Origin of the sequence: Nocardia sp. MH4 (assembly GCF_019266065.1) — a bacterium.
Lineage (GTDB): Bacteria > Actinomycetota > Actinomycetes > Mycobacteriales > Mycobacteriaceae > Nocardia > Nocardia canadensis.
Genome location: NZ_LPNR01000108.1, coordinates 1 through 24,403, shown reverse-complemented (window position 1 = coordinate 24,403; position 24,403 = coordinate 1). Strand labels below are relative to the sequence as shown.

The window sequence follows — 24,403 nt, the reverse complement described above, 5'->3', positions numbered from 1 at the left end:
CGCCCCTAGCCGGGGCCGAGTTGAACCGCGCGGCGTCGGGGCGGGGCGGGGCGGGTTCAACCCCGCCCCGGCCCCCGCCTTAAGGGCCGGGTTGAAAGGGGCGTAGTTGCCGGTACGGGACCTCGGCACTGAAAACCATTGGAAATAAACACGATTGGAGCATCCATGCCAGAGAACGAGAACGAGCAGGCACCAGTGGAGTTCAAGCCGGAAAGTGTGAATCCGGAAGGTTTGGAACCAGCAGCGGCAGAGGACGATGCATCAAAGGGTGCACCTATGGAAGGACTCTGGAACGACGGGCGCAGTCCTCGACGGCCGTGTACCGCGCGACGGACGAACGGCGAACCGTGCCGCAAGGCTGCCATTGAGGGGGCGACCGTTTGCCGGACGCACGGCGGAGCAGCCCCACAGGTCAAGGCCAAAGCCCGAGCGCGGCTTGAGAACGCGGCGGACCGGATGGCCGAGAAGCTGTTGGGCATCGCCACAGACGACGACGCGCCGTACGCGGTGAAACTCGCCGCGATCAAGGACGCGCTCGACCGGGCGGGGGTCTCGGCCAAGACTGCCGTTGAGGTGGAGGTCAACCTCAAGCCCTGGGAGAAGGTGTTCGAGAGCATCAGCCGGGACGGTGGCGACGATGGGGCGTATGAGCGGGTGCTCGCAATGGCCGAAGCGGCAGAACCAGACGTGCCAGACACAGTAGTCATCTACGAGCTTGACACCCCGGACCCCGGCGCTACCGGGCCGCAGGAGCCGCACACTTACCCTCCCGACGCCCACACCGCCGAACCTGCGGGGCGGCCGGGTGTACCCGGAACCCCTAGGGCTCTCTCAGCGGGAGCGTCGGACGCGGTGACTGGTGATGACGCTGTGGCGCGCGCTGCTGAACTCAACCGGCGCGGGGCATTCCTGCCAGTGCTCTACGAGGACCCAGCGCCGCACAACCCGCGCGGCAGGCGCTGACCCGACGCCGAAAGCTGCACTGGGACAAAAGCGTTCGCGAGTTCGCCACAAGTTAGCTGGCGTAGCGTAGGGGGCGCGAAACGTTAAACGGACCTTGACGTTTCGCGACCCTAGCTACGCGGAAGGAACGCCAGTGAGACTGATCGGCTACGTACGAGTGAGTACTGAGGACCAAGGGAGAGAAGGCTATGGCCTTGGAGCACAAAGGGATTCGCTGGAGGGCTGGTGCTCCCCGGCAGGACATGACCTGCTGACTATCGCGTCGGACGTGATCAGCGGCGCGAAGACCGATGAGATGTACGGCCGGGCCATGGCCATTCACTACATCGAGTCGGGCATGGCTGACGGGTTGCTGGTCCGCGCGCTTGACCGGGTTACCCGTGACCAGGAGGACGGCGCAGCACTGTTCAAGCGCGCTGAGAACTACGGCTGGGCGCTGCTGAGCATGGACGGCGCGGACAGCCGCAACCCTGACCAGCGCTTCTTGGCCGGGGTGAGGCTGGAGTTCGCCGCCGAGGAACGCCGCAAGACCCGCGAGCGCACCCGCGAAGGCATCGCCCGCGCTCGCCAGGCAGGCAAGCGCATCGGCCGTCCCCGACTCATCGGCGCTGACGTGGAACGGCGCATTGCCATCCTGCACCGGGAGGGGCTCGGCCCCAAGGCAATTGCCACGGCGCTCACCGCCGAAGGCATCCCAACCGCCACAGGCGGCGACACCTGGCACTACAGCACGGTCCGTGGCGTGCTGGCTCGGATTCAGAAGGCGGTGGCCTGACATGGCGCACATCCACACCCGCGAAACCGCCCAGCGCAAGAACGGCAAGCCGGTCAAGACCTACGTCGTGGTCTGGAAGGAGGCGGCACGTGACGAGTTCGGGTTGCCGATCCCGGTCAACCCTGCGCGGCCCAACGGCCGCAAGAAGCAGAAGCAGCACCAGGAGACCTACCCCACACGGGAAGCCGCAGAAGCCCGGCGCGATGAGCTGAACGCCGCACGTCATACCGGCCACACCTCCGCGCTCGCTGAGGCGCGCAAGGCGGGTGACTTGCCGTTCGGGTTCTACGCGCAGGGCTGGTTGAAGTCGTTGCAGGTGAAGGTCAGCCAGGGGCGGCTCAAGCAGCGCACGCTGGATGACTACGAGAAGACCTTGCAGCGCTACGCGCTCAAGACCTTCGCCGGTACGGCCGTAGCGTCCATCACCGCCGAGCAGTGCGAAGACTTCCTATTGGGCTTGGTGTCGCAGCGCTCCCGGCAAGGCAACGCCACCGACACCCTGAGCCCTGCCACCGTCAAGCATGCGTGGAGCGCGTTCGGCCGGGTGATGAAGTACGCGGTGCAGCGGGGCGCGCTCACGGCCAACCCGGTTGATCGGGTGGACTTCACCACCAACCACGCCACCGGGGACCATGAGGACTTTGAGCCGTACCCGCTGAGCGCTGAGAAGGTGGCGCAGCTCAGCGCGGCCATCTCGGGTGAGCTGACAACCGCTTCAACCCAACTGCCTGCAGGCCAAGCCGCCTCAGCCAAACTGCCGGCATATCCGGTGTACGGGTTGATGGTGACATTCCTGGCGTACACCGGGCTGCGGGCCAGCGAGAACACCGGGCTCGAGGTTCGCGACCTGGAGTTCCGCGTCGTACGCGGGCAGGTCCGCTGCACGGTGCACGTACGGCGCACCAAGACTCGCAAGGGCGGCGAATGGGTCACTGGCACACCAAAGTCCAAGCGCTCCAAGCGTTCTGTGGCGCTCCCCGCCTGGCTGGCAGCGCGGATGCACGCCTACCTGTTCGGCGAGGACCAACACCGCGCCATCCAGCACCCGCGCTCCGCGGAGCCCACCGCGCCAGTGTGGCCGTCGCGGCAGAACTGCGGCGGGTTGCGCCTCCGAGGCCAGCGGGTAGCGGTGCCGTTTGACTGGTCGCAGCCAATGGCTATGGGCACCTTCTACGACACCATCATGAAGCCCGCGCTGGTGGCCGTAGGGCTGCCCGCCAGCGCGCCCGAAGTGCCCGCCACCGACACCAGCCCGGCCATCCCCGCGCAGAGCGGCGTACGCCTCCACGACCTGCGGCATACCTTCGCGGTGATGCAGTTGATGGCCGGAACACACTTCATGCAGGTGTCAAAGTGGCTCGGGCACAGCACGTTCACCCTCACCCTGAACACCTACGGCGACTGGATTCCCGAGGAGGACGGCGGCGCGGCTAACAATCTGCCAGAACCCGTCGCCCCTACTCCCGTTGTACCGCCGCAGTTCCCGAGCGGGGCCAACGTAGGCGGCAACGTGGTGTCGTTGTTCGGGCGGCGGTCAGCGGGGTAAACGTGTCAGAGGTGCCCAGTTTGGCCTGAGCTGCCTGGATGAAGTTGGTCCGGGCGGCTTTGGCATCCTCCTCTTTAGTCTGCGCATCCACACGGGATTCAAACAGCTCTGGCATATTCCTGGCACGGACTTCTTGCAGATTAACGACTGCCTCCCGCGCATTGAATAACGCCTCGTGGAGCTCCTTGCACCGTGATGGAAGCGCCCCAGGCGCTAACAGTTCCAACGAACTATAGTTCAACGACAATTTGTCAGTTTTTCGCTTGAGTTCGTTGTCCTTCTTGGCATACTCCGCTGTCCACGAGTGCTGGTAGCGAAACTCCTGCAGAATGTCATCCGATGTTTCGAGCACTGACAGGACCACCTTGAGCACTTCGTCTCTTCGCCAAGACATAAGAGCACGCTCATCAGCCGCCGCAATTGCATCGCGGTTAGTTCGATTGCTGACGACGACGCCCCAAAGTGCAACGCCAGCTACAAGAACTGAGCCCAGCACCGGTAGCCACGCCTGCCACCATGCGGCCGAGCTCTGAAAAATCTGAATGACATGGTCAGGCGGCATCCGTCAATCATCCCAGGCACCGCGCGGCGGCACCGTGAACTACGCGCCCGTGTTCAAGTTCATTTCCGGGTCGATCTGCGCCAGCATGGACGCCAACCATCCGGCGGACTGGTGCCCGGCGGGCATCGCCGCTACGCCCTGGGCGGCCTCGGCAATGGCATCAGCCTTGCGCCCGAGCTGCGCCAGCACGATGCCGCGCTGCACGCCCCAGAATCCGGCCGTGTACCAGTAGCCGAAGGCAGGCAACTCGATTCCGTCTGCTGCCTCGGCCGCTTTGTCGGCCAGCGCGAGCGCCTTACCGGCCTGGCGCGATTCCTTGCGTACCGCAAGCAGTTCCGCGCGCTGGTACCGGTCATACACACCGAGAATCGGGTGTGCACCGTCAACGCCAATAGCGGCGTCTGTGAGCGCTACAGCCCGCGCGGTGTCGCCCTGGTGGCGCGCGGTGTACGCCCGGAAGCTGTAGGAGTGGGCGAGCTGGGACCGATCCCCCGCCACCTCCGCCAGCCGCGCAGCATCTTCCAACGCGCGGTTGGAAACGTGCGGGCTACCGATAGCGTGCTCCAGCCATCCTCGGTATCGGGCGACCTCCGACGCCATACACGCCGCCGCGCTCCCGCCAATCCGCTCAGCGGCCAGCGCCCGCGCTACACCGTCCATCCCCCGGATCACCGGCGCGACCAGTTCAGCGCCCGCCACATCCTCCAAATGCCGTGTGCGCTCAAGGATTACCGCCACGTCTTCCAGGCTGGAACTGCCAGCGCCGGACGGGTCGGTGACTGTGGCCTGTAGCCGCTCCGGGTCAACATTCGCCAGCCCCAACGTCGGATCACCCAGTACAGACCGGTATCCGGCCAGGACAGCCGGGGTTACCGGCTTGCGCCCGGTCTCCACCAGCGACAGGTAGCCAGTCGTGAAACACGTACGTGCGGCCATCGTCCGCAGCCCGATACCGGCGATCGTGCGCAGCTCGCGCAACAGGCCCCCGGTCACCGCCCCGCCATCGGTAAACATAGGTAAACCGTATTGGTCGGGCCATTTTCTCGGTAGTCCCCGAGAGTAGTTCTCAGCCCCACCGCCGGACCGACGCCGAGGAATGTCTCGGCGCATCGGGCGCAGCGAGCTGCGCGGACGATGGCGAAAGCTCTCCGGCGGTGGGCGCACTTGGTACCGACACCCACAGGGGAATTGATGAGCGACGCGATCAAACCTCAGCTTGATGCGCTGACCAAGCGGGCCGCGTGCCGGTCGATGGCAATCCGCCGGGCACCCGAACCGCCCTACGGGTGGGAGCTGTACAGCCCGTTCCGGGTCGTCTGCCACGGGTCGCTCGACAACGTAGCCGCCTGGCTCACCGCAGCCGAACAGCGCGACGGGTGTCCCCTTACCGTGGCCGAGACCAGCGGGCGGGCAGACGGATGATCACGCTCGGGTTCGTCGTCGCGGTGGGCCTGCCGCTGGCCGTGATCGTCGGAGTGGTGCTGTGGCCCGAGCGCATTCCTCCGGACCGCACCGTGTCAGCCATTCAGCAGCGCATCAAGAGCGAAAATGGCTCCCACCTGCGGAGACGCGGCCCCAGCTCCGGCCCACCCCGCTAGGGGCGTTCTCAAGGCCCCGCGAACCTACCTGTAGGCCCCGCAAGACCCCGCAGAACACGCCAAAAGCACAAGGCCAGTGGGACTTTGAGAGCTGATGCGGCCTATTTCCGCAGGTCACCGCGCTGTCGCCGGACCGAGCCGGAGGTTCTTAAAATCCGCGCAGTCTGGGTTCGAGTCCCAGTGGGGGCACTCCATCGGGGCTGGTGGACGCCCTGTCGCCCCACCGAGCCCGCGCTATCGGCCCTTCAACGCGCGATCGGCGCGATTGACGAAGGCGGCGGTCGTGAACGTGCCGATGGTGAGCGCGACCATCAGAATCTTCGCGGGCCAGGGCCCTTCGATGAGGGCGCCCACCGTTGCCAGCAGAACGAGGCCACTGATGGTGACCAACATCGTGATCGCCCTGGTCGTTCCGTTGATCTCGCCACGCAGAATCCGCCGCGACGCCGCGAGCAGGCTGAGGCCGGGGATGCCGGGCAACAGCGCGACCACGCAGACGACGATCAGGTATCGGGTATCGACCAGCCCGGCCACCACGAGTCCGGCAGCGCAGGCCACCAGCACGACACCCAGCGCGATTCCAGCGAATCCGGCAAGGCGGGTCACCCGCCGAACCGCGGGCTCGTTCGCGTACGGCGATGGCACGCCCGCCCGCATCGCATTGGTCTGAGACATTCGAAAACCCCCGTGTGACAAGTGAAATGGCAGGCGAGAACGGCTTTCACAGCGCACGCCGATTGCCCGAATCCCCCGCCCGAAGGCTACCGCCCGCTCTCCCCACGAACAACCGGTGGCCGATCGCCGGCATGGGGTGGTCTATGTTGGTCGCGGGCCGACCACGGTGACGTGGACGGGCGGATTCTTCGGCAGTTCGGCAGTTCGAGCGCAGCGAAGGGATCGTCATGCAGTCGGTTGTGGCTTTGATCGTTCGTGTCGGATGTGTGGTGGCGACCGTGCTGGCCGCGGTGGGGTTCGGCGGGTCGGCCGTGGCGGGGCCGCCGGACTCGGCGTTGTGCGCGTGGCGGTTCATGTCGAACGACGCCGTGTTGAATGTGGCTTTCCCCGATGCGAACTCGACGTACTGGCTGATGCCGTACGCGCTGGGACCGGGTGACTCGATCGAGTTGTCGGGGACCTATCCGGCCGCGCGGTACTTCTCGGTGAACACCTACGGGACGAATCTCGACACCGTGGACACGTTGCGCGACAACCAGATCGCGCCGGATCCGGGTAGCGGGAACCCGTACACCGACGCCTCCGCCGCCACGCTGCCCACGGCGCAGCAGCGGTGGCACGCCAAGCTGGTCAATGGCCCGGCCGACCACAGCCGCAACGAGATCCAGGCGGTCGCGAGTGGGCAGCGCGCCCCGATCGGGTTCGTCATCGTCCGGGTCTACGTGCCGACCGACCCGGCCTCACTCAGTGGTGGTGTGCCGCTGCCGGAGGTGAAACTCACCCTGGCGGGCAGCGAGGTTCCGGCGCAGCCGTGCGCGCAGCCCTTCGACCCGGCCGGCTACACCGGCCCCGTCGCCGACGCCGCGAAAGCGGCCTTCGATCAGGGGATCGCCGCGGCCGCCTCCGGCGCCTTCCCCGGAGGCGCCCCGGAGGCCACCTTCGGCAATCCGGCCAGCACCGCCGGGCTGTTCCCGAACGGTGACAACAAGTACGTCGGGACCCGCGTCAGCTATCAGCCGGGCCGCCTGCTGGTGGTGCGCGGCAAAGCCCCGACGTTTCCGGATACCCGGGCCGGGCAGTCACCGACCGCGCCGACCCAACTGCGGTACTGGTCGATGTGCCAGAACGACCTGCGCACCCCCTACCCCGTCGTCGCCTGCGCCGCCGACTTCCAGACCGCGCTCGACGCGTCCGGCTACTACACCTACGTTCTCGCCGCCCCCGCGGACCTGCCGGCGAACCTCCCGCCGACCGTCACCACGATTGCGTGGGGCAGCACCGACGTGGACAAGGTGCTGTTCCTGCGGAACATGACCCCGAGCGCGGCGTTCTACCCGGACTCGGTCCAGGCCTCCCAGGACTCCGGCAGCGACCCGGCCATCACGATGGGTCCGTATTACCCGCACGCCGCCTATTGCAGCGCCGAGACGTTCTCCGCCGGCGGCGCCGACGCCTGCCTCGCCTGAAATCGCCTGGTAGCCAGTCGGGCGGGCGAGCCATTTCGACGGTCGCGGCGAAATCGGCGGACGGGCTGGAGCGTCGACCGGTCGCCGCGTCTACGGAGGCCGTTTCGGCCCGCGGCTACGCGCAGTCCGGCGCCGCGGCGTCGACGAAGAGCGGTTCGTTCGCCCGGTTGATGTAGGCGACGTACAGCTCGGCGGGCCCGGTCCCGAGATTGCGGCCGACGTGGACATGGTCGGGGCCGACGGTCTCGGACAGCCCCTGACCCGCCGCGTACGTCGTCGGCACGCAGTCCGACTCGTAGCGCGTCACCTCGCCCCTGGTCACGAGGGCCAGCACAGTGCCGTCGTGATAGTGCCAGCCGAGGGTGCCGCCCGGCGCGATGGTGATACGCCGGAAGGTGAACACGCTCGGCAGCGCGGCGAACGGACCGAATCCGCTCACGTCGACCTCGGTCAATTGTTCGACAGTCACGCCCGAGGGCGGGGTGGCCGACGTCGAGGGCGCGAGAGCGACGATCGCGGTGGCGACCACGGCGCCGGCGAGGGCATTCCGGTGGTTCCGCATCTTCGTAGTATACGAGCGCGACCACCGGACCGACCCGCCGTTTCTACCCCGCGACCAGCCCCTTCGCGATGTGGGTGACCTGGATTTCGTTGCTGCCCGCGTAGATCATCAGCGACTTGGCGTCGCGGGCGAGCTGCTCGACCTTGTACTCGGCCATGTAGCCGTTGCCGCCGAACAGCTGCACGGCCTCCATCGCCACCTCGGTGGCGGCGCGCGAGGAGTAGAGCTTCATCGCCGAGGCTTCGGCGAGGGTCACCTTGTCCCCGGCGGCGGTGCGCTCGATGGCGTTGAAGACCATGTTCTGCACATTGATTCGCGCGATCTCCATCTCGGCCAGCTTGAGCTGGATGAGCTGGAACTGCGCGATCTCCTTGCCCCACAGCGTGCGCGACTTGGCGTAATCGACGCACAGGCGGTGACATTCGTTGATGATGCCCAGTGCCAGCGACGCGATGCCGATGCGTTCGGCCGCGAAAGACTCCTTGGCACTGTCCTTTCCGTCGCCCTTGGCGGGGTTCTCGGTTTCGCCGAGCAGCCGGTCGGGGGTGATGCGGACGTTCTCGAAGAACAGTTCGCCGGTGGGCGAGGAGTTCATGCCCATCTTCTTGAACGGCGGGCTCTGCACGAAGCCGGGCATGTCCTTGTCCAGCACGAACGCGAGCACCTTGCGGTCGCGGCGGTCGGTGCCGTCGCCTTCGTCCAGCTTGGCGTAGACGACGGTGACGTCGGCGTACGGGCCGTTGGTGATGAACGTCTTGCGGCCGTTGAGGATGTAGTCCGCGCCGTCGCGGCGGACATAGGATTTCATCCCGCCGAAGGCGTCGGAGCCCGAGTCCGGCTCGGTGATGGCCCAGGCGCCGACCTTGGCCATGGTGACCAGCTCGGGCAGCCAGCGCTTCTTCTGCGCGAGGGTGCCGCGGCTGCGGATGGTGCCCGCGGTGAGGCCGAGGCTCACCCCCATGGACGCCACCAGGCCCAGGCTGACCCCGGCCAGCTCGCTGTTGAGGATGACGCCCATGCTGCCCGCGCCGCTGAAACCGCCGCCCGACTTGCCCGCACCGGTGGTGCCGGACTCCTCACGGGCGAGCGCCTTCTCCAGCCCCTCGCGCGCCATCTCGTCCAGCCCGAAGGTGGCGTAGAGCTTGCGGATGATGTCGAACGGCGGCAGCGCGCCGCTCTCCAGCTGGTCGACGTGCGGGGTGATCTCCTTGGCGATGAACCCGCGCACGGCGTCGCGGAACATCAGGTCTTCGTCGGACCACTGGTACATCTCTGGACTCCCGAGGGATAGCCGGAACTTTGACTCGAATATAGAACACGTTCTAGTCGACTCGGGGGCGTAGGTTCGGAGGCAGGGGAATCGTCGACACGAAGGGGTGTGAACGATGCGAGTGGTCGAACGGATCAGGGGATACGCGACCGTGATCGGACAGGCGCGACGTCATCGCGGCGATCTGGCCGGATGGCTGGGACGCCGGCCGCAGATCGGGGCGGCGACCATGGCCTATGAGACGGCCTTGCTCTTCAGCAACAAGCTCGATCCCCGGCTCAAAGAACTCGCCGAGCTCAAGACGGCGGGACTGGTCGCCTGCCAGTTCTGCCTCGACATCGGGTCGGCGCTGGCGCACACCTCCGGACTGACGCGGGAACAGATCACCGAGCTGCCCCGCTACCGGACCAGCGACGCCTACACCGAGCTGGAGAAGCTGGTCATCGCGTTCGCCGAGGCGATGACGGCGACGCCGGCGGTCGACCTCGAGGAGCTGCGCACCACCCTGCTCACCCACCTGTCCAAGGCCCAGCTGACCGAGCTGGCCGCGACCATCGCGTGGGAGAATCAGCGGGCGCGGCTCAACCAGGGCCTCGGGGTGCAGCCGACCGGCATGGCCGACGGCATGGTGTGCGCGATGCCGGAGCCGCGCGTCGCCCACCTCGCGGACAAGCGCGGGTGATCGGCCCCGGCCGGTGATTCAGTGGACGGTCAGGGTCGGGGCGGCGCGGGCGATGATCGGGGCGACGTACTCCCGCAGCATCGCGCGTTCGTCGGCGTCGTCGCGGCCGGGAGTGGCCAGGAACGAGACGATGACGCGGGTCAGCCAGCGGGCCAGCCTGCTGCGTTCGGGATCGCTCAGGTCGATGTCGGCGAAGATGGTCGCGGCCAGGGACTCGATGACGTCGGAGTCCTGGCTGATCCGACCGGCCGTGCCGGAATCGCCGGGGCGGAACCAGGCGATGAGCAGCGGGTCGGCGCGCACCGCGGCGATCGCGCCGAGCATCGCGGCGACGATCCGCTCCCCCGGGTCGGCGATGTCACGAATCTGATCGGTGAGCCCGGCGACGATGCGCCGGGTCTCGCGGTGCACGAACGCGATCCGCACGGCCTGGCGATTGTCGAAGTAGCGATACAGCGTGGCTCGCGAGCACCCGGCCGCCGCGGCGATATCGCGCATGCCGACCGCGGCCACCCCTCGTTCGGCGAACAGTTCGGCGGCCGCGTCGAGAATGCGCTCGGCGGCCAGGTCGGCGCGGTCGGTGGCCAGCCAGTCGCCGCTCATGCCACGGCCCGGAACGGCACCGCGACCGGCCAGCGCACGTAGTTGCCCTGCGACCAGCGCACGCCGTCGAGGTCGACGGTGAAGTCGGGGCAGCGGGCCAGCAGCTCCTCGAGCGCGACGCGCGCCTGCATCCGGGCGGCGGCCGCGCCGAGGCAGTGGTGATGCCCGTGGCTGAAGGTGAGGATGCGCTTGGGGTTGCGCCGGATGTCGAGTTCGGCGGCGGTCGCGCCGAACTCGCGCTCGTCGCGGTTGGCCGAGCCGTAGAGCAGCAGCACGCGCCTGCCGGCGGGGATGGTGGTGTCGTGCAGTTCGACGTCGCGGGTGGTGGTGCGGGCCAGGCCCTGCACCGGCGAGGTCATCCGCAGGAATTCCTCGATGGCGTCGGGGATGAGCGACGGGTCCTCGACGAGCAGTCGGCGCTGGTCGGGGTAGGCGGTGAGGAGCTGGACCGCGCCGCCCAGGTTGCCGGTGGTGGTGTCGTTGCCGCCGGTGATCATGGTGAAGGCGAAGCCGAGAATCGCGATCAGGCCCTCGTTGTCGCCGTCGGCGCCGAGGCCGGAGGCCAGCAGGTGCGAGATGGTGTCGTCGCCCGGTTCGACCCGGCGGCGGGCGATCAGTTCGGAGAAGTAGCCGACCAGCTCACCGACCGCGGTGAAGGCGTTCTGGTCTCCCGCGGCCAACCCGGCCCCGGCGACCGCGCCGCCGACGATGTTCTCGGTCCACTCGTCGAACTTGCCGTGATCCTGTTCCGGCACACCGAGATAGTGCGCGACGACCATGGTGGGCAGCGGCTTGAACAGCTGCTCGACGATGTCACCCGCCCCCGCCGCGCGCAGCCGCTCGATCCGCTCGACGACGAACCGCCGCACCGCCGGTTCCACCGAATTCACCTGGCGCGGGGTGAATCCTGGCGCGACCCGGCGACGGAAGTCGGTGTGCTCGGGCGGGTCCATGAAGACGAACGGCTTGACGGCGCCGAACCCCGCGGCCGCCAGGTCCACGTAGTCGACGGTCAATCCCGCTGCGGAGGAGAAGGTTTCGGGCTCCTTGGCGGCAGCCCAGACGTCGGCATGGCGGGACAGCACGTAGAAGTCGTCGGCTTCCCGCCCCTCGGGAATCACCCGGTGGACCGGGTCCTGGTCACGCAGCGCGGAGTACATGGACCAGGGATCGCGCCAGGTTTCCCCGGACCGCAACTCGAACCCGACCGCATGAGACGTCGTTGAACTCATGCCTCCACGGTAAGACATCTTCCACCATATGTCTAACATCGGTTTCCGGCGGCGCCAGGACGCCGAGGGCGGGCGGAAAAGCGATTGCCCGCCCGCCCGGCGATGTGGCCTCCTTGGAGGGATGAAAAGACAACGACCGGGGAACGCCCGGGATATCGGGGACGGGTTGAAACTGCACCGGTACGCGGTGCGGGGAGGTCGTGGCGTGCGGACGGTGATCGTGCCGCGACCGGGTACGCGTGCCCGGTTCAGTACCAATCGGTTCCACGAGACATGGCATGTGCTGTCGGACGATCACGGCGCGAAGCTGCTGGCCCGGCTGCTGTGGGGGCTGTCGTATCAATCCCGCCCGGGGACGGTGATCCTGCTCGACCGGGAGTTCCTGGTGCCGACGCCGTTCGACGCCGACCCGGCCGATCCCATCGTGCTGGTGCCGGGCTGGCACACCCACCTCGACGGTCAGTCCCTCACCGCCCTGCGACAGCGGGGGCACGCGACCGCTTCGACGGGGACGGTGCGCTGGCGGACCTTCGGACTTGATCGGACGATGGAGCCGCGAGCGATGGAGCGCTGGGCACAGCAGCGGTATAGATGGGCAGGCGGCGAGATCACGCGCCGCCGCGGGATGCTCGTGCTGAGCGCGCGCACGCCCGACGATTGCCGCCGGTGGGCGCTGGACGCGGCGCGGCTCGACTCCGCCGGATTCGGGAGCGATCACGTGTATCTGGACGAATGGCGGCGCGGCCACGACGGCGAGATCCAGATCTTCCGGGCATTTCGCCCGATGGTCGGTATCGCCCGGCGGGCGCGGGCTCGGGTTCTCGGCGGCGGCGAAATACCGTCCTCCCCCGACGAGTTGCGCGCCGCCGTGTGGCGCACGGCCGAAATCGTCCGGGGCGACGCCCATGTGCGCATTCGCGTCTATCGCGGACGCGGTGCCGAACTCGGCGACGCGGCGGCGGCGATGCTCGCGCACGCCGACGTGCATTCGCTCGACGAACTCGCCGAACTCGGCGCGGTGGAAACCTATCGGCGATTGCGCGCGGCGGACGTGCGCGGCCTGAATCTGGAAATGCTCTGGGCGATGGAGGGCGCGCTCACCTATCGCGACCCGCGGTTCATCGAGCCGCAGCGGCGCCGGGAATTGGTCTCCGCCCTCGGTCCGCCGCCCCGCCCCGAGCGGGTGTCGCGCCCGCGCTATCGCGCGCCGGTCCGGCCGCGTCCGCGCTGACCACTCCGCGCCACGCCCGGGATGAATAGAGCGGGCAGGAATTCCATCCAAGGCGGCAGGGCAATCCGAATCATCTGTGTTCATCGACCACGATATTTCGGATTCACCGGGGGCCGATTTCTTCGGGCGAATTCGGAAGAGGGAGTTTCTCCGATATGTTCCAGAACTCGAGTTCCGGCCTCGGCCGGCGTCTGCTCGCCGGCGCGCTGCCGTTCGCCGTCGCCGTCGCGTGCGCCGGGGTGGCCTCGGCCGATGTCGATGCCGATCAGCAGGCCCGGTTCGTCCAGGGCCTGGCCTCGCAGGGGCAGGCCGAGGGCATCGGCTACCGCACGGAAGTCACGCCGGACATGCGGACCGTGTCGGCGACCGTCGACGACGGGCGATTCGTCCTCGGCCAGGACGGCACGCTGACGGTCGAATCGGCGACCGGCAGCCCGATCGCGCAGGTGCCGACCAGTTTCGGCACCGTCGGCGGCAACACCATCACCGTGGCCACCGAGATCTCCGCCGACGGGCGCACCCTGAAGGCGACGCCGCAAGTGTCCCAGGGCGCGGCCACCGAGCTGAAGACCATCGCCACCAATCCGGCCGCGCAGTACTCCGATCCGGTGCACAACGCCGCCGCGATCGGCGCGGGCGTCGGCCTGATCGCCGCCGCGGTGGTGTGCGTGCCGATGATCACGACCATGATCCTGTACCTGCCGTGCGTCGGGCTGATCGGCCTGCCCAACGCCCTGGTCGGTGCGCTCATCGGCGCGGCCGTCGGTGCCGTGGCGCCCGACGTCATCCCGCAGGTGCTGCCCTGATCCGACACCCGCTGGGTCGCCGCGCGCCGGAGAACGTTCCGGTGCGCGGCGCTGTCGTTTAGTCGGCGGCACACCGACAGCGCGGCGGAGAACAGCTCGCGTCGGGTCGTGCCCCGGTGTGCCCGGCTCAGGCGAGGATCGACATGGCGATGCCGTCGAGGATGTCGTGTTCGCTGACGACCAGTTCGGAAACCCCGGCGCGCCGGGCCAGTTCGTCGGCCAGCACCTCGGTGATGACCGCGCCGCCGCCGATGACGTCGACCCGGCCGGGGTGCATCGGGCCCAACGCCGCGCGCTGGTCGTGGTCCATGCCGATCAGCCGGTCGCAGACGTCGTGGACCTCGGCCAGGCTCAGCCGGGTCAGGTGGACCCGGGTCGAATCGTATTCGGGCAGGTCCAGGGCGACGGCGGTGATGGTGGTCATGGTGCCCGCGACGCCGACCCAGGTGTGCACCCGGTCGACCGGGACCTCGGCGAACGCCTCGTCCAGCTTGGTCTGCGCGAATTCCCGGGCCGCCGCGACCTGCTCGGCCGTCGGCGGATTGCCCGCCAGACAGCGCTCGGTGATCCGCACGCAGCCGATGTCGGCGGAGTAGGCCGCCTGCACGCCGTCACCGTCGCCGACGACCAGTTCGGTCGAGCCGCCGCCGAGGTCGACCACCACGAAAGGCCCGGCGTCGGCGGACAATTCGCCGACCGCGCCCGCGAAGGACAGCCGGGCCTCCTCGTCGCCGGTGATCACCTCGGCGACCGCGCCCGGCACGACCCGGCCCAGTTCGGTGCGGGTCATGTCGAAGAAGTCGTCCCGGTTGGCGGCGTCGCGGGTGGCGGAGGTGGCGACCATGCGTACCCGCGAAACACCCTGGGCGAGCATCACATCGACGTAGTCGGCCAGCGCGACGCGGGTGCGCTCGATCGCCTCGGGCGCGAGCCGGCCGGTCGCGTCGACACCCTGGCCGAGCCGCACGATGCGCATCTCGCGGTGCACGTCGGTGAGGCTGCCGTCGGCGCCGACCTCGGAGATCAGCAGACGAATCGAGTTGGTGCCGCAGTCCACCGCGGCGATGCGCTCGGTCATGAGGTTCCTCCTGGTCGGGCCGGTCGCCCGGCGCCGGTGCGATACCGGCGCCACGCGCTGTCCGCGATTATGCCGATTCTTCGGGCGTGCGTGCGGCGGGCCAGTCGGCGGGAATGGCGGTGCCGCGCAGGCCCGCGTCGGCGGCCAGGGCGACGGCCTCGTCGCCGAAGGGGTTCACGCCGGGGCCCTTGGCCAGCGAGTGCGCGATCAGCACGTGCAGGCACTTCACCCGGTCGGGCATGCCGCCACCGGTGAAATCGGTGCCGAGCGACTCGATCTCGTCGCGTTCGGCCAGGTAGCTCTCGTGCGCGGCGCGGTAGGCCGCGGCCAGCTCGGGATCGGCGGCGAGGCGTTCGGTCATCTCGCGCATCACCCCGGCCGACTCCTGCCTGCTCGCCTCGGCGGTCAGCCGCGGGTCGGTCAGGTAGTAGAGGGTGGGGAACGGGGTGCCGTCGGGCAGTCGCGGCGCGGTCTTCACCACGGCGGGCAGGCCGTCGGGAGTGCGGTAGGCGACGGCCAGGACACCGCGCGGCTCGCGGCCCAGCTGCTGGGCGATGATCTCGAGGTCGCGCTCGTTCGGTGCGGTCACCTTGGTCCTTCCGGGGCCGGTTCGGAGATGCTGCGCCACAGGTCGGTGTACCAGGGGTCGGGCGCCGCTGTTCGGGTGCTCATCGGCGGCGGCGCCGGTGCTTCGATGCCGGGAATCTGCACGATGTAGGGGGTTTCGCCGGGCATCACCAGGCGCAACCGGTCGCGGGCCTCGGAGCGGATGTAGGCCGGGTCCTGCTGCTGGGCCCGGCGATCACGCAGGGCGGCCAGATCGGCGTCGAGTTCCGCGCGCTGCTGGGCCAGCGCGGCCGCCTCGGCCCGCTGACTGAAGTAGGTGCGGGTCGGCACGGCCAGGGTCAGCGCCAGCCCGCACAGCACGGCCGCGAGGATCACCGCCTTGCCGGTCGAGAGACCGAGGATGGTGTGCTCGCTGCGCTCGAGCTTGCCGGTGGGCTTGCGCTTGCCCGCCGTCGCGCCGGTAGCGGACTCGGGGCGGCGCCGGGTGGTGCGTTTGGCCGCGGCGGGGCGGCCGGGGGCGTCGAGATGACTAGGGCGGGAGCGAGCGGCCCGCGACGTGCGGCGGTCGCCTCGTCCACCCGGACTGGTTCCACGCGCACGTCGCTCGGTCATTCGCTACCGCCCCGTCATCTCACTGCCTGTCTTGCGGTACTGCTGCTGCTCAGAACTCGCCGGTGAACCGCGGGAAGGCCACGTCACCCGCGTAGCGTGCCGAGTCGCCGAGGGCGTCCTCGATGCGCAGCAGCTGGTTGTACTTGGCGACCCGCTCGGAACGGGCGGGGGCGCCGGTCTTGATCTGGCCCGAGCCCACCGCGACCGCGAGGTCGGCGATGGTGGTGTCCTCGGTCTCGCCCGAACGGTGCGACATCATGGTCTTGTAGCCGTTGCGGTGCGCCAGCTCGACGGCGTCGAGGGTCTCGGTCAGGGTGCCGATCTGGTTGACCTTCACCAGCAGCGCGTTGGCCGCGCCCTTGGCGATGCCCTCTTCCAGGCGCTCCGGGTTGGTGACGAACAGGTCGTCGCCGACCAGCTGCACCTTGTCGCCGATCGAGTCGGTCAGCGCGACCCAGCCGTCCCAGTCGTCTTCCGACAGCGGGTCCTCGATGGAGACCAGCGGGTAGCGGGTGAGCAGGTCGGTGTAGAACTCGCCCATCTCGGCGGCGGTGCGGACCTTGCCCTCGAACTTGTAGCCCTCGCCGGGGGTGTAGAACTCGGTGGCGGCCACGTCGAGCGCGAGCGCGACGTCGGTGCCGAGCTTGTAGCCCGCGCGCTGGATGGCCAGGCTGATCAGGTCCAGCGCCTCCACGGTGCCCGCGACGTCGGGGGCGAAGCCACCCTCGTCACCGAGACCGGTGGACAGGCCCTTCTCCTTGAGCACGGCCTTGAGCGAGTGGTAGACCTCGGTGCCCCAGCGCAGCGCCTCACGGAAGGTCGGGGCGCCGATCGGGGCGACCATGAACTCCTGGACATCGACGCCGGTGTCGGCGTGCGCGCCACCGTTGAGGATGTTCATCATGGGCACGGGCAGCACGTGGGCGTTCGGGCCGCCCAGGTAGCGGAACAGTTCCAGGCCCGAGGACTCGGCCGCGCCGCGGGCCACGGCCAGCGAGACGCCGAGCAGGGCGTTCGCGCCGAGGCGGGACTTGTCGGGGGTGCCGTCCAGATCCAGCAGGACCTGGTCGACGGTGCGCTGCTCGACGGCGTCGAGGCCGATGATGGCGGGCGCGATCTCGTCGAGGACGCCCTCGACGGCCTTGGTGACACCCTTGCCGTTGTAGCGGTCGCCGCCGTCACGCAGTTCGACGGCCTCGTGCTCACCGGTGGACGCGCCGGACGGAACGTCCGCCCTGGTCAGGGTGCCGTCGTCGAGGGCGATCTCGACCTCGACAGTGGGATTGCCGCGCGAATCCAGAATCTCGCGCGCTCCGACCTGTTCGATGATGGCCACGAAAACGACTCCTTACGACTGAAAGGCACGGTAGGTCTCACGGGATGGTCCGTGCGGTGCCGAGCCTATCGTCTCGGCGTGACGTGGAGTAACCGGCACTCCGGCCGGCCGGTAACTACACGCGGCGGCCGATGCTGTAGGTCGCGGCCCGGTCGCGCACGACCCGCATGTACTTGTTCGACTGGTTGTAGGCGAACAGGGCGCGCTGCCAGCCGTCGGCCGAGGTCAGGTCGCCGCCGCGGACACACAGGTACCGCGCGGCGGTGAGGGCCGCGTCGTCGATGTTCTGGGGGTCGATGACCCCGTCGCCGTTGGCGTCGACACCCCAGCGCCGCCACGTCTCGGGGATGAACTGCAACGGACCGACCGCCCGGTCGTAGGTGGTGTCGCCGTCGAGGGTGCCGCCGTCGGTGTCGCGGATGTCGGCATTGCCCCTGGTGCCGTCCAGGGCGACCCCGATGATCGCCGGACGCACCGTCCCGTCGGCGTCGACGCCGGCGCCGCGGTGTGTGCCGTGCCCGCTCTCGACGCTGGCGATCCCGGCCAGCGTGGTCCAGGCGATCCCGCATTCGGGCTTGGACCGGGCCAGCACCGCCGCCGCGTACCCGTAGGCCTCCAGCGCCACCGGTTCGATCCCGACCGCCCCCGACTGCTCGTCGGCCCAGCCACGCAACTGTTCGGCCGCCCGCCCCGGCGCGTCGACGTCGATCGCGGGCAGCGCGGCACCGGGGCCAGGCGGCATGTCACCGGGAATCGACGCGAGCGAGCTACACCCCGCGAGCAGCGCGGTCACCGCCACGGCGGCGAGCACGCCGACTTTCTGCACAGACACCCCACCCATCATCCAGGTCACCGACACCTCTGGCACCTCTCACAGCGACTTCTCAGAGTGCGGTGGGACCGACTCGTCGCATTCTCCCGCGCGAAAACGCCTGCTCGCGAGCGGTTCAGCCCAGCAGTGCCGCGGTCGCGGGGTGGGCCGGATCAGCGAAAACGGCGGCTGGGGTGCCGGATTCGACGACCCGGCCGTGGTCGAGCACGACGAGTTCGGTGCAGTGCGTGGTGATCAGCGCCATGTCGTGGCTGATCAGCACGAGGGCGGTGCCGCGCGCGGCCCGCAGGTGGTCGAGCAGGGTCATGATCGCGGCGGCGGTGGCGCCGTCCAGGGCGGTGGTGATCTCGTCGCAGATCAGGACGGCCGGGTCGGCGGCCAGGGCACGGGCCAGGGCGACGCGTTGACGTTGCCCACCGGAGAGTTCGTGCGGGTGTCGGGCGGCCAGCTCGGTGGGGAGTTCGACCGCGGTGAGCAGGGATTCGACGCGGCCGCGCAGCTGCGTCTTCGGCACCCGGGCGATCCGGCGCAGCGGACGCGCGAGGGTCTGTTCGACCGTGCGGCGGGGATTCAGTGCCGCGAGCGGGTTCTGGGTGACCAGTTGAATACCCCGGGGAGCCGCCGTGATTCGGCGTCGGCGATCGACGGTGACGCGGGCTCCGGCCACTTCGAGCGAGCCCGCACCCACGTGCAGTCCCGCGATCACCCGGGCGAGCGTCGTCTTGCCCGCACCCGACGGACCGACCACCGCGAGCGCTTCCCCGGCGCGGACGGTGAAGTCGACACCGGCGAGGATCTGATGTCCGTCGGCGACCGCGCCGATTCCCTCGACGCGCAGGGTCGGCGGCTCGGTTCCCGCGGCCGCTACGGCGGTCACCCGACCGATGCCGGCGGACCCTGACGGACCGGGCTGATCCGCCCTCGGGCGCTCGATCGGTTCCAGCCCCCGGTACCGCGACACCGGCGCGCCGCCGGACCCTACGCCCGAGAGCACGGGCTCCTGTGGTGCCTCGACGCGGTCGACCCCGGCCACAGCGAGGTCGGCGTCGCCGGGAACGTCCGGCGACGAGTCCTGGCCTGCCGACGCGGCGACGGCCACGGGTGCGGGGCCTCGCCCGGAGCGGCTCACCCGATCAGCTGCCGGGTTGCCATGGTGCCCGGGTGCCGTGTCGACCGGCGACGCGCCGTCGAGGACTGGCCCACCCCCCGGCGGGTGCACCTCGACCACGGTGTCGGCGATGGCGTGCACGGTGGTCGTGTCATGGCCGGACAGCAGGACGGCGGTGGACGCACGGGCGGCCAGATCGGCGATGAGGCGGGCGATGTCGGTGCGAAGGGCGCCGTGCAAGCCGGCGAGAGGTTCGTCGAGGACGAGGACCTGGGGTTTGCGCAGCAGGGCGCGGGCGAGCGCGACCCGGCGTTGCTGGCCCCCGGACAGGCGGGCGCAGCGGCGGCGCAGGTGGGTGGCGTCGAGGCCGACGAGTTCGAGGGCGGCGCGGCGCTCGGCGTCGGTGGCGGTGGGCGCGGCCTCGGCGAGCAGGGCGCGCACGCGCAGGAGCGGGTTCAGTTCGGAACCGGGATCTTGGCCGACATAGGCGACGCGCGTGCGCCGGAACTTCCGCAGCGCACCGGAATCGAGCGTGAACACGTCGTGCCCGGCGACCAGCACCGCCCCTTCCTGCCTGGCACCGGCGGGAAGATGACCGAGCAGCGCGCGCATCGCGGTCGACTTGCCCGCACCCGACGGCCCGGTCAGCGCGGTCACCGTCCCGGCCTCGAGCCGGAAGGACAACGGCGCCAGCAGGATCGCACCGGTCTCGGCGATCACCGTCAGCCCCTCGACGACCGCGGCGTTCCCGGCGTCGACCACCGAGATCCCACACTCCTGACCCCCTCCACGCCGCTGTCCCGGCGCGCGGTCCGCGGAATCGGTGGACGACGTACGGCTCAGCTGCGCACCGATCGCGGTCCGGCGGCCGGGTTTGCGCGCTCCCCCACCCGTGACCACCAGGTTCACGCCGACCGCGACGACGGCGATGGCCGCGCTGGGCGCGAGCACCGCCCAGGGGTTGAGCAACAGTCCGGAGGCGTTGTCGCGCACCATGTTCGCCCAGTTGTCGGCGTCGAGGGCGGGCAGGCCGAGGAAGGAGACGGTGCTGACGAGGTAGATGGCGACGACGAAGCGCAGGCCGAGCTGGGTGGTGAGGACCGAGCGCAGATTGGGCAGGATTTCGCGGAAGACCAGGTGTGACAGCGACTCTCCGCTGGCGATCGCGGCCTCCACATAGCCACCGGCGGCGATGGTGGCCGCCGCGGCGGCGAAGATCCGGGCGCAGTACGGGACGCCGAAGAGCAGCGAGACCCCGATCAGCGCGGCCACGCCGCCCTGCGGCCACGCAGTGAGGACGAGCAGGATGCCCAGCACCGCGGGCAAAAGGATCACCAGATCGCCGCCGAGCTCGATCACCGCACCCGCGCGGGGCCGGACCGCGGCGATCGCGCCGAGCACCGCGGACAGCACGGTCACCGCACCCGCGATCACCGCCGCGACCACCAGCAGCTCGGTGCCGCCGGTGAGCAGATGGCTGAGCACATCCCGTCCGAGCCGATCGGTCCCGAGCACCGCTCCCCCACCCGGCGGAGCGAACGGCATCCCCACCGCGCGCTCCGCCGGGTAGGGCGCGAGCAGTGGTCCCACCACCGCGACGAGCACCACCAGCCCCACCCCGGCCGCCGCCGACCACCGCCACCATCGGGACCCACGCGGCGTGGGCACCGGCCGCGCATCGCCCGACCCGGAATCTTGCTCGCGAGAACTCACCACACCTCCTGCGCTCGAGGACTGCCACGGTGCGGGATCTCGCGTTCGCCGCGGTTCACCGGCGCCTGCTGTGGTTCGCGCACCACCACGAGGCGTGGTGGCCGAAACATCCGCTCCCCGTGGCTCATCGCGTGCCGCCCGACGCCCAGGTGCGCACGAAGTCGGCGACAGCGAGCAGCATCATGATCACGATGGCCGTGAGGGCGACGACCGCGGCGACGGTCGCGGTGTCGCGGTCGGCGACCGAACCGGCGAGGACCGCACCGACGCCGGGATAGTTGAACAGGGTCTCCACGACCAGCGCGCCGCCGAAGAGCATGCCGACGGAGGTGGCGTAGCCGGCGACGATGGCGGGAGCCGCGAAGGGCAGCATGTGCCGCAGCAGCACGGTGCGCGGCGCAAGGCCCTCCAGCACCGCGTTCTCCACGTGGGGCGCCGTGGCGACATCGAGCAGCGCCGAGCGCACGACGCGGGCGTTCCAGCCGATCTGCGGTATCGCCAGCGCCAGCACCGGCAGGATCAGCATCTCCGGTCCGGCGGGGAACCCCGAACGATCGGTGATGGTGACGGCGGGCAGCCAGCCGGTGGCCAGTGAGAACACCAGGATCAGCAGTGTGCCGCAGACGAATTCGGGCACGGCGACGGCGACGGTGCTGGCCGGTTGCAGCAGCCGCGCCCCGAACGCGGTCGGGCGCAGCGCCCACCAGCAGCCCAGCGCCAGCGACACCGTGACGGTGAGCGCCAGCGCGATGCCACCGAGCAGCAGCGTCTGCGGGAACTTGTCGGCCAGCAGATCCCCGACCGAGGTGCCGCGCGCGGTCTGCCCGAAGTCACCGGTCAGCACGCCGGTGAGCCAGTGCCAGAACTGCACCGGCAGCGCGCGATCCAGGCCGAGTTCGTGTTCCTTCGCGGCCAGCTCGCCCTGCCCGGCATCGCGGCCCAGCGCCGACCGGGCCGCGCTGCCGGGCAGCAGGTCCACCGCGACGAACACGAGGGCCAGCAGGGCCACGAGCAGCGCAATCCGCCGGAGCAGCGGCAGGGCGAAGGTCCGCACGACGGTCACGCCAGCCAGGCGCGTTCCAGCTGCACGCGGGCGAAGCCGCCGAGGGTCGGCAGGCCGCGCACCGGTGCGGCGGCGATGTCGACGCCGTCGGCCATGCCCCACACCAGATAGCCGCCGCGCTCGAACTCGATGCGCTGGATGTCATGGCAGGCCTTGGTGAACTCCGCGCCCGAGGACGCCAGCGCCTTCGCGGTCGCGGCATCGAATTCCGGGTCGCGGAACGCGGTTTCGTTGCGGTTGGTCGTGGAGGTCATCAGCTTGTCGGCGAAGAAGAGCACCGAATCGTTGGTCCCCCACGACACCGTGTACAGCGGGGCGTTGAGCCAGGTCGAGTCGTAGAAGGCGGCGGGTTCGACCACCTGCACGTCGAGCCGGACACCGATGTCGGCGAGCTGGGCGGCGATCACCTTCGCCGACTCCACCTCGCCCGGCACCTCGGCCTTGGTGACGAACGGGTAGCTGCGGCCGGTGTCGAAGTTCGCCTCGCGCAACAGGGTCTTGGCACGCTCGACATCCCGATCACGGCGCGCGAGCGCGGCGTCGTAGAGCGGGTCGGCGGTGCCGAGGACATCGCCTGCCACGGTGCCGTAGCCGGAATGCACCTGGTTGACCAGCGCGGTCCGGTCGACGCCGAGACGCAGCGCGGTGCGCACCCGCGCGTCGGCGAACGGTCCGTCGGCGGCGCGCATGGCCACGCCGAGCATGGTGTCGTTCGCGCGCCGGACCACCTGCAGGTCGCCCCGGGTCGCGGCGGTGCGGCCCGCGATGGCGCCGACATTGGAGGCGAGGTCGATCTGCCCGGCCAGCGCGGCGTTGCCCAGCGCGGTGACGCTGTCGAACATGGTCACCTCGATCGCGTCGAGCAGCGGCGGGGTGCCGTGCCACTGCTCGTTGCGGACCAGCCGGGCGTTGCCGCCCTGGTAGGACTCGAGCCGGAACGGGCCGGTGCCGATCGCAGCGGCGAAGTCGGTGGTGCCCTGCGGCACGGTGAAGGTCATCAGCCGCAGCAGCAGCGGCAGTTGGGCATTGGGCGCGGCGACGGTGAACACGACGCGGTTCGGCCCGTCGGCGACGATGTCGTTCTCGGCCACCGGCATCTTCGACGCGCCACCGACCGAACGCAGCCTGCGCATCGACCACACCACGTCGTCGGCGGTGACGGGCGCGCCGTTGTGGAACTTCGCGCCCTCGGCGATCGTGAAGGTCCAGCGCCGGTTGTCGGCGGAAGCCTCCCAGCGCGAAGCCAGTCGCGGCGCGACGGTCGGGTCGGCGCCGGGGACGGTCAGCGCGTCGTAGACGAGCGAGGCGATCAGGAAGTCGCTGTCGTTGCTGAGATTGGCGTGCGGGTCGCGTTCGGCGCGGGCGGTCGTGCCGAGCGCGCCGACCCGCAGCGTGCCGCCCTGCTTCGCGGGCCCGTCGGCCTCGTCGTCGCTCGTGCACGCGGCTACCAGAAGTAGTGCGGTGACGCCGAGCCCGGATTGCAGGAGCTGCCTGCGCGTGAAACCCATCGTGTTCCTCCCTCGAACCGCGTGCGCCGCACCACTTCTCCTGGCGCCGCAAACTAGGCGAGGCTAGCCTAAAACAATCGCCGGCTGGGGAGCTTCCCGGCGACCGTCATCGAACCGCAGCCCGTCCCGGGACCCCGGATGATCTCCGTTTCGTCCGTTCCGGTAGAACTCTGCGTTATATGAATCAGCTATTTCTCGGACAACACATTAGGTAAGTCTTGCCTAATCAAAGCACAGGCACTACCTTCGCACATCGAGTCTGAAGTTCACCCGCGTTCGACCGATGCGAAGAAGGGATGGCCGGTGAAAAGCGTTCTGTCCGAACGTATGACGCTTCACCTGCACGACATCGAACATCGCGAGCTACCCCCCGACGCCGCCTCGGCCGTCCGTGCGCTCGCCACCGACATCCGCCACCGATTAGGTGACGAACCCCACACCGACACCCTGCACGACCCGGTGCTGCTGGCCCAGATCGAGGAGCGGGTCGGCGAACTCCCCGCCGCCGTGCGCCACGCCGTGCGGCCACCCGCCACCGCCGCGGGCGCCACCGTGGTGCGCGGGCTGCCCGTCGCCGACGCCGAATTCGGCCCGACGCCGCCGCACTGGCAGGCC

General features: G+C 69.6%; 24 protein-coding genes and 2 pseudogenes. 11 read left to right on the top strand and 15 right to left on the bottom strand.

Translation table 11 applies throughout. The features are described 5' to 3' along the window. Positions 1-165 precede the first annotated feature (165 nt). From ATM97_RS35055 to ATM97_RS19555, 4 genes and pseudogenes are all read left to right on the top strand, one after another. Positions 166-393 (top strand): annotated as a pseudogene (locus tag ATM97_RS35055) (hypothetical protein); the annotation flags it as partial. A gap of 63 nt (positions 394-456) precedes the next feature. Continuing rightward, positions 457-963: a hypothetical protein gene (locus ATM97_RS19565; RefSeq protein WP_218719475.1), complete on the top strand. Its 507-nt coding sequence runs from the start codon at positions 457-459 to the stop codon at positions 961-963. A gap of 133 nt (positions 964-1,096) precedes the next feature. Continuing rightward, on the top strand, positions 1,097-1,738 hold the full coding sequence (locus ATM97_RS19560; protein WP_218719474.1) for a recombinase family protein: 642 nt from the start codon (positions 1,097-1,099) through the stop codon (positions 1,736-1,738). Position 1,739: 1 nt separating this feature from the next. Further along, the gene (locus ATM97_RS19555; protein WP_218719473.1) at positions 1,740-3,284 is read left to right on the top strand and encodes a site-specific integrase; all 1,545 of its coding nucleotides are present in this window, start codon (positions 1,740-1,742) and stop codon (positions 3,282-3,284) included. Here ATM97_RS19555 and ATM97_RS19550 read toward each other — a convergent pair. Beyond that, positions 3,196-3,846, bottom strand: a complete 651-nt coding sequence (locus tag ATM97_RS19550) for a hypothetical protein (RefSeq protein WP_218719472.1) — start codon at positions 3,844-3,846, stop codon at positions 3,196-3,198. The genes ATM97_RS19555 and ATM97_RS19550 overlap by 89 nt on opposite strands. 39 nt (positions 3,847-3,885) lie before the next feature. Further along, positions 3,886-4,860, bottom strand: a complete 975-nt coding sequence (locus tag ATM97_RS19545; RefSeq protein WP_218719471.1) for a helix-turn-helix domain-containing protein — start codon at positions 4,858-4,860, stop codon at positions 3,886-3,888. 177 nt (positions 4,861-5,037) lie between these two features. On the opposite strand from ATM97_RS19545, the gene ATM97_RS19540 reads away from it, so the two are divergent. Both ATM97_RS19540 and ATM97_RS19535 read left to right on the top strand, forming a co-directional pair. After that, positions 5,038-5,268 (top strand): hypothetical protein, encoded by a 231-nt coding sequence (locus tag ATM97_RS19540; RefSeq protein WP_218719470.1) that lies wholly within the window; start codon positions 5,038-5,040, stop codon positions 5,266-5,268. After that, positions 5,265-5,444, top strand: a complete 180-nt coding sequence (locus ATM97_RS19535; RefSeq protein WP_218719469.1) for a hypothetical protein — start codon at positions 5,265-5,267, stop codon at positions 5,442-5,444. Before ATM97_RS19540 ends, ATM97_RS19535 begins: the two co-directional genes overlap by 4 nt. A gap of 234 nt (positions 5,445-5,678) precedes the next feature. On the opposite strand, the gene ATM97_RS19530 is transcribed toward ATM97_RS19535, so the two are convergent. Beyond that, a complete protein-coding gene (locus ATM97_RS19530) occupies positions 5,679-6,119 on the bottom strand; it encodes a hypothetical protein (protein WP_218719468.1) in 441 nt (146 codons plus the stop codon). 227 nt (positions 6,120-6,346) lie between these two features. Between ATM97_RS19530 and ATM97_RS19525 the strand changes: the two genes are divergently transcribed. Continuing rightward, positions 6,347-7,585, top strand: coding sequence for a hypothetical protein (locus ATM97_RS19525; protein ID WP_218719467.1), 1,239 nt, complete (start codon positions 6,347-6,349; stop codon positions 7,583-7,585). A gap of 115 nt (positions 7,586-7,700) precedes the next feature. On the opposite strand, the gene ATM97_RS19520 is transcribed toward ATM97_RS19525, so the two are convergent. Together ATM97_RS19520 and ATM97_RS19515 are read right to left on the bottom strand one after the other, a co-directional pair. After that, positions 7,701-8,147: a cupin domain-containing protein gene (locus tag ATM97_RS19520; protein ID WP_218719466.1), complete on the bottom strand. Its 447-nt coding sequence runs from the start codon at positions 8,145-8,147 to the stop codon at positions 7,701-7,703. Positions 8,148-8,190: 43 nt separating this feature from the next. Then, positions 8,191-9,417, bottom strand: coding sequence for an acyl-CoA dehydrogenase family protein (locus ATM97_RS19515; protein ID WP_218719465.1), 1,227 nt, complete (start codon positions 9,415-9,417; stop codon positions 8,191-8,193). A gap of 115 nt (positions 9,418-9,532) precedes the next feature. Between ATM97_RS19515 and ATM97_RS19510 the strand changes: the two genes are divergently transcribed. Next, the gene (locus ATM97_RS19510; RefSeq protein ID WP_218719464.1) at positions 9,533-10,099 is read left to right on the top strand and encodes a carboxymuconolactone decarboxylase family protein; all 567 of its coding nucleotides are present in this window, start codon (positions 9,533-9,535) and stop codon (positions 10,097-10,099) included. Positions 10,100-10,117: 18 nt separating this feature from the next. Here the strand turns inward: ATM97_RS19510 and ATM97_RS19505 are convergent, their stop codons facing one another. Beyond that, entirely contained in the window at positions 10,118-10,702 is a 585-nt protein-coding gene (locus tag ATM97_RS19505; protein WP_218719463.1) for a TetR/AcrR family transcriptional regulator, read from the bottom strand. Next, complete coding sequence (locus tag ATM97_RS19500; RefSeq protein ID WP_218719462.1) at positions 10,699-11,934, bottom strand: cytochrome P450; 1,236 nt, start codon at positions 11,932-11,934, stop codon at positions 10,699-10,701. Before ATM97_RS19500 ends, ATM97_RS19505 begins: the two co-directional genes overlap by 4 nt. Positions 11,935-11,962: 28 nt before the next feature. On the opposite strand from ATM97_RS19500, the gene ATM97_RS19495 reads away from it, so the two are divergent. Together ATM97_RS19495 and ATM97_RS19490 are read left to right on the top strand one after the other, a co-directional pair. Beyond that, on the top strand, positions 11,963-13,165 hold the full coding sequence (locus ATM97_RS19495; RefSeq protein WP_218719461.1) for a TfoX/Sxy family DNA transformation protein: 1,203 nt from the start codon (positions 11,963-11,965) through the stop codon (positions 13,163-13,165). A gap of 155 nt (positions 13,166-13,320) precedes the next feature. Further along, entirely contained in the window at positions 13,321-13,971 is a 651-nt protein-coding gene (locus ATM97_RS19490) for a hypothetical protein (protein ID WP_218719460.1), read from the top strand. 127 nt (positions 13,972-14,098) lie between these two features. On the opposite strand, the gene ATM97_RS19485 is transcribed toward ATM97_RS19490, so the two are convergent. The 8 genes from ATM97_RS19485 to ATM97_RS19445 form a co-directional block, all read right to left on the bottom strand. Further along, on the bottom strand, positions 14,099-15,049 hold the full coding sequence (locus ATM97_RS19485; RefSeq protein ID WP_218719459.1) for a Ppx/GppA phosphatase family protein: 951 nt from the start codon (positions 15,047-15,049) through the stop codon (positions 14,099-14,101). Positions 15,050-15,116: 67 nt separating this feature from the next. Next, entirely contained in the window at positions 15,117-15,638 is a 522-nt protein-coding gene (locus ATM97_RS19480) for a DUF501 domain-containing protein (protein WP_218719458.1), read from the bottom strand. Then, a complete protein-coding gene (locus tag ATM97_RS19475) occupies positions 15,635-16,228 on the bottom strand; it encodes a septum formation initiator family protein (RefSeq protein ID WP_218719457.1) in 594 nt (197 codons plus the stop codon). Before ATM97_RS19475 ends, ATM97_RS19480 begins: the two co-directional genes overlap by 4 nt. 49 nt (positions 16,229-16,277) lie before the next feature. Then, positions 16,278-17,564 carry a phosphopyruvate hydratase gene (gene eno / locus ATM97_RS19470; RefSeq protein ID WP_218719456.1) on the bottom strand — a complete coding sequence of 429 codons (1,287 nt, stop codon included), beginning with the start codon at positions 17,562-17,564 and terminating at the stop codon, positions 16,278-16,280. Between the two features lie 115 nt (positions 17,565-17,679). Then, positions 17,680-18,405, bottom strand: a complete 726-nt coding sequence (locus ATM97_RS19465) for a lytic transglycosylase domain-containing protein (RefSeq protein WP_255588087.1) — start codon at positions 18,403-18,405, stop codon at positions 17,680-17,682. A 106-nt stretch (positions 18,406-18,511) separates the two neighbouring features. Further along, positions 18,512-21,217, bottom strand: coding sequence for an ATP-binding cassette domain-containing protein (locus ATM97_RS34505; RefSeq protein ID WP_308248553.1), 2,706 nt, complete (start codon positions 21,215-21,217; stop codon positions 18,512-18,514). Between the two features lie 124 nt (positions 21,218-21,341). Continuing rightward, entirely contained in the window at positions 21,342-22,280 is a 939-nt protein-coding gene (locus ATM97_RS19450; RefSeq protein WP_218719455.1) for an ABC transporter permease, read from the bottom strand. Beyond that, positions 22,277-23,788: an ABC transporter substrate-binding protein gene (locus ATM97_RS19445; RefSeq protein ID WP_218719454.1), complete on the bottom strand. Its 1,512-nt coding sequence runs from the start codon at positions 23,786-23,788 to the stop codon at positions 22,277-22,279. The genes ATM97_RS19450 and ATM97_RS19445 overlap by 4 nt, the downstream gene beginning before the upstream one ends. A 327-nt stretch (positions 23,789-24,115) precedes the next feature. On the opposite strand from ATM97_RS19445, the pseudogene ATM97_RS19440 reads away from it, so the two are divergent. Next, a pseudogene (locus ATM97_RS19440) lies at positions 24,116-24,403 on the top strand (iron hydroxylase); the annotation flags it as partial.

What these genes read in the sequence shown, in the direction of transcription:
- ATM97_RS19505 (WP_218719463.1), bottom strand. Translation starts at nt 10,702, where the DNA reads ATGAGCGGCGACTGGCTGGCCACCGACCGCGCCGACCTGGCCGCCGAG.
- ATM97_RS19465 (WP_255588087.1), bottom strand. Translation starts at nt 18,405, where the DNA reads ATGGGTGGGGTGTCTGTGCAGAAAGTCGGCGTGCTCGCCGCCGTGGCG.
- ATM97_RS19515 (WP_218719465.1), bottom strand. Translation starts at nt 9,417, where the DNA reads ATGTACCAGTGGTCCGACGAAGACCTGATGTTCCGCGACGCCGTGCGC.
- ATM97_RS19525 (WP_218719467.1), top strand. Translation starts at nt 6,347, where the DNA reads ATGCAGTCGGTTGTGGCTTTGATCGTTCGTGTCGGATGTGTGGTGGCG.
- ATM97_RS19510 (WP_218719464.1), top strand. Translation starts at nt 9,533, where the DNA reads ATGCGAGTGGTCGAACGGATCAGGGGATACGCGACCGTGATCGGACAG.
- ATM97_RS19445 (WP_218719454.1), bottom strand. Translation starts at nt 23,788, where the DNA reads ATGGGTTTCACGCGCAGGCAGCTCCTGCAATCCGGGCTCGGCGTCACC.
- ATM97_RS19555 (WP_218719473.1), top strand. Translation starts at nt 1,740, where the DNA reads ATGGCGCACATCCACACCCGCGAAACCGCCCAGCGCAAGAACGGCAAG.
- ATM97_RS19550 (WP_218719472.1), bottom strand. Translation starts at nt 3,846, where the DNA reads ATGCCGCCTGACCATGTCATTCAGATTTTTCAGAGCTCGGCCGCATGG.
- ATM97_RS19530 (WP_218719468.1), bottom strand. Translation starts at nt 6,119, where the DNA reads ATGTCTCAGACCAATGCGATGCGGGCGGGCGTGCCATCGCCGTACGCG.
- ATM97_RS19535 (WP_218719469.1), top strand. Translation starts at nt 5,265, where the DNA reads ATGATCACGCTCGGGTTCGTCGTCGCGGTGGGCCTGCCGCTGGCCGTG.
- ATM97_RS19495 (WP_218719461.1), top strand. Translation starts at nt 11,963, where the DNA reads ATGTCTAACATCGGTTTCCGGCGGCGCCAGGACGCCGAGGGCGGGCGG.
- ATM97_RS19520 (WP_218719466.1), bottom strand. Translation starts at nt 8,147, where the DNA reads ATGCGGAACCACCGGAATGCCCTCGCCGGCGCCGTGGTCGCCACCGCG.
- ATM97_RS19500 (WP_218719462.1), bottom strand. Translation starts at nt 11,934, where the DNA reads ATGAGTTCAACGACGTCTCATGCGGTCGGGTTCGAGTTGCGGTCCGGG.
- ATM97_RS19545 (WP_218719471.1), bottom strand. Translation starts at nt 4,860, where the DNA reads ATGTTTACCGATGGCGGGGCGGTGACCGGGGGCCTGTTGCGCGAGCTG.
- ATM97_RS19490 (WP_218719460.1), top strand. Translation starts at nt 13,321, where the DNA reads ATGTTCCAGAACTCGAGTTCCGGCCTCGGCCGGCGTCTGCTCGCCGGC.
- ATM97_RS19485 (WP_218719459.1), bottom strand. Translation starts at nt 15,049, where the DNA reads ATGACCGAGCGCATCGCCGCGGTGGACTGCGGCACCAACTCGATTCGT.
- ATM97_RS19565 (WP_218719475.1), top strand. Translation starts at nt 457, where the DNA reads ATGGCCGAGAAGCTGTTGGGCATCGCCACAGACGACGACGCGCCGTAC.
- ATM97_RS19540 (WP_218719470.1), top strand. Translation starts at nt 5,038, where the DNA reads ATGAGCGACGCGATCAAACCTCAGCTTGATGCGCTGACCAAGCGGGCC.
- ATM97_RS19475 (WP_218719457.1), bottom strand. Translation starts at nt 16,228, where the DNA reads ATGACCGAGCGACGTGCGCGTGGAACCAGTCCGGGTGGACGAGGCGAC.